We start from the raw sequence: 3,158 nt of genomic DNA, 5'->3' as shown, positions 1-3,158 counted from the left end.
TTATGTAGCGTACCTGGTTCCGGTTGCGTCTTGCTAAGGTTAAAACGGAGGAGTTAGTTGGATGATCCAGCACCTGCCGAAGTCAAGGACGAGCTTCCACTCCCTGACGGTCTTCGATTTCGCCGCCGGCACGACGCGCACGATGGATGCGGCCGCCAGCCGCTTCGGCTACCGCGACAGCGTGTTCAAGCATCCGGAAGGCAGCGCCCTCGTGGTGCTGGACGTGACCTTCGCGCTCCCGCGCGCGTGGACGCCCAACGTGCGCTACGCGGAACTGGCGCAGGCCGTGCAGGGCATCGACGCGCCGACGCCGCGCCAGGTGGCCGATGCCGTCATCGCGATCCGCCGGCGCAAGCTGCCCGATCCTGCCGAGATCGGCAACGCCGGCAGTTTCTTCAAGAACCCGGTCGTCGCGCGCGACCATTGCGCGCGCCTGCTGGAAACGTGGCCGGACCTCGTGCACCACGCCCAGCCGGACGGCAGCGAAAAACTGGCCGCCGGCTGGCTGATCGACCGCTGCGGGTGGAAGGGCAGGAGCCTCGGACGCGCGGGCGTCTATCCGAAACAGGCGCTCGTGCTCGTCAACAACGGCGGCGCGACCGGGGCCGAGATCGTGGCGCTCGCGCGCGCCATCCAGGACGACGTCGAGGCCCGCTTCGGCGTGCGGCTGGAGCCGGAGCCCGTGCTGGTCTGAGCGCAGCCGGCGCAACGCCGGCAATCCGTGGCGCGCGTGCGCTGGCCGGCATGGCTCGTTCCCGGGACAACGGACGGATTTATCGATAACGATAATGAGAATGATTCGCGTTTACTTATGCGCGGAATCTCTGGTACAGTCGGTGGCGTTTCGACAAGCACCCAGTAACGACACGAACGGACCACGATGAGAACGACGATCACCAGCCGCAAACATTCCTTCACGCCGCGCCGCGCCGGCGCCCTTGCCCTGCTCATGCTTCCGCTTGCCGGCCACGCGGCCGACGCGGATGCCGACGGCGGCGACCGCCCGCACCGCGTCCACGTCACCGGCGCGCGCGACAACGACTACAAGGCCGACCAGGCGCAATCGGCCAAGTACACGGAAAAGCTGGTCGACACGGCGCAGACCGTCATCGCCATCAAGAAGGAATTGTTCGAGCAGCAGGGCGCCACGACGTTGACCGAAGCGCTGCGCAACACGCCCGGCGTGGGCACGTTCTTCCTCGGCGAGAACGGCAGCACGAACACGGGCGACGCCGTCTACATGCGCGGCTTCGACACGTCGGGCAGCCTGTTCGTCGACGGCATCCGCGACATCGGCTCCGTCTCGCGCGACGTCTTCAACATCGAACAGATCGACGTGCTGAAGGGCCCGGCCGGCACGGACACGGGCCGCGGCGCGCCGACCGGCTCCATCAACCTGGACACGAAGCAGCCCCGGCTCAAGAACTTCGGCGACGCCAGCCTGACGGCCGGCAGCGCGGACCGCGTGCGCGCCACGGCGGACATCAACCGCGTCATCGACCGCACCGGCGGCACGGCGTTCCGCCTGAACGTGCTGGACCAGGGCGGCGGCAACGCGGCGCGCGACGACGTACGCGAGAAACGCTGGGCCATCGCGCCGTCGCTCGCGTTCGGCCTGCACGGCCCGACCCACGTCTACCTCGACTACCTGCACGTCAGGCAGGACAACCGCCCGGACGGCGGCGTGCCGACCATCGGCCTGCCCGGCTACACGAGCCCGGACGCGACGCGCGCCTTCCTCAGCGGCGCCGCGCCCGTCGATCCGCGGGGGTTCTACGGCGCGCTGTCCGACTTCGACCGCGTGACGGCCGACATGGCCACCGCCATCATCGAGCATGAATTCCGCAACGGCATGCGGCTCAAGAACACGAGCCGCTACGGCAAGACGAAACAGTTCTACCTGCTCAGTGCCTTCATGGGCACGTCGGCCAACATCGTCACCCCGTCCGCGGCCGACCCGTCCACGTGGTCGCTGGCCCGCACGACGCGCACGATCAAGGACCAGGAAAACACCGTGCTCGCCAACCAGACGACGCTGACGACCGGCTTCGGCACGGGCGCGCTGCGCCACACGCTCGTCGCCGGCCTCGACCTGTCGAACGAGAAGCAGTCCAACCGGAGCTACGTCGGCGGCGGCACGCTGCTGCCCGCGAACCTGTACCACCCGGACCCGGCGTCACCGGTGACAGGCCTGGACCTGCAGCGCAGCGGCGCCCGCACGCAGGGCGAGTCGGCGACGGCATCCGGCTATCTGCTCGACACGATCAAGTTCGGAGACAACTGGATCTTCAACGCGTCCGCGCGCCTCGACCACTTCGACACGACGTACGACGCGATCGCGCTGTCGACGGCGACATCCAATCCGGCGCTGCCGGTGGGGACGCCGGTGCCGACGCACATCGAGCTGTCGGACAACCTCGCGAGCGGCAAGGTGTCCGCGCTGTACAAGCCGACGGCCACGAGCAGCGTGTACGCGCTGTGGGCCAATTCGAAGAACCCGCCCGGCTCGAACCTGGCGCTGAGCGGCAATGCGAACAGCGCGGCGAATCCGATCTACGAGCCGCAGGTCAGCACGACGACGGAAGTCGGCGCGAAATGGGAGGTGCTCGATCGCCGCCTCGCACTGAACGCCGCGCTGTACCGCACGGACGTGAAGAACGAGGTCGAGCAGGATCCGGTCGACCTGAAGTACTACCAGACCGGCAAGAAACGCGTGCAGGGGATCGAACTGGCCGTGACGGGCGAGATCACGCGCGCCTGGTCCGTCAATGCCGGCTACACGTACATGGACACGAGCATCGAGGCGGGCAGAGGCCGTCACGGCGAGCGGCGCCAATGCGCTGTCGTACACGCCGAAGCAGGCCTTGACCAGCTGGACAACGTACCGGCTGCCGCATGGCTTCACGATCGGCGGCGGCGTGCGCTACCAGGGCAAGCTGCTGCGCGGCAAGACGGCGCCGTCGGCACGCCGGCGTATGCGGACGCGTACTGGGTCGCGGATGCGGTGGCGGACTATCGCGTGAACCGCTGGCTGGATGTGCGCCTGAACGTCTACAACCTGTTCGACAAGGACTACGTCGCGGCGATCAACAAGAGCGGCTACCGCTAGGTGCTGGATCATCCAACTAACTCCTCCGTTTTAACCTTAGCAATACGTC

General features: G+C 67.5%; 1 protein-coding gene and 1 pseudogene. Both read left to right on the top strand.

The annotated features are described in order from the left end of the window. Positions 1-91 precede the first annotated feature (91 nt). Positions 92-694, top strand: a pseudogene (locus tag ACWNCF_RS05140) (UDP-N-acetylmuramate dehydrogenase); the annotation flags it as partial. 186 nt (positions 695-880) lie between these two features. Further along, positions 881-3,109, top strand: a complete 2,229-nt coding sequence (locus ACWNCF_RS05135; protein WP_449406265.1) for a catecholate siderophore receptor Fiu — start codon at positions 881-883, stop codon at positions 3,107-3,109. The last annotated feature ends 49 nt before the right edge of the window (positions 3,110-3,158 follow it).

This window comes from Massilia phosphatilytica (genome assembly GCF_977014125.1).
The sequence above is the reverse complement of the archived record's forward strand: the minus strand, read 5'-3'. Positions and strand labels throughout refer to the sequence as shown.

Excerpts from the sequence above, each read along its gene's own strand:
- ACWNCF_RS05135 (WP_449406265.1), top strand. The coding sequence starts at position 881 with ATGAGAACGACGATCACCAGCCGCAAACATTCCTTCACGCCGCGCCGC.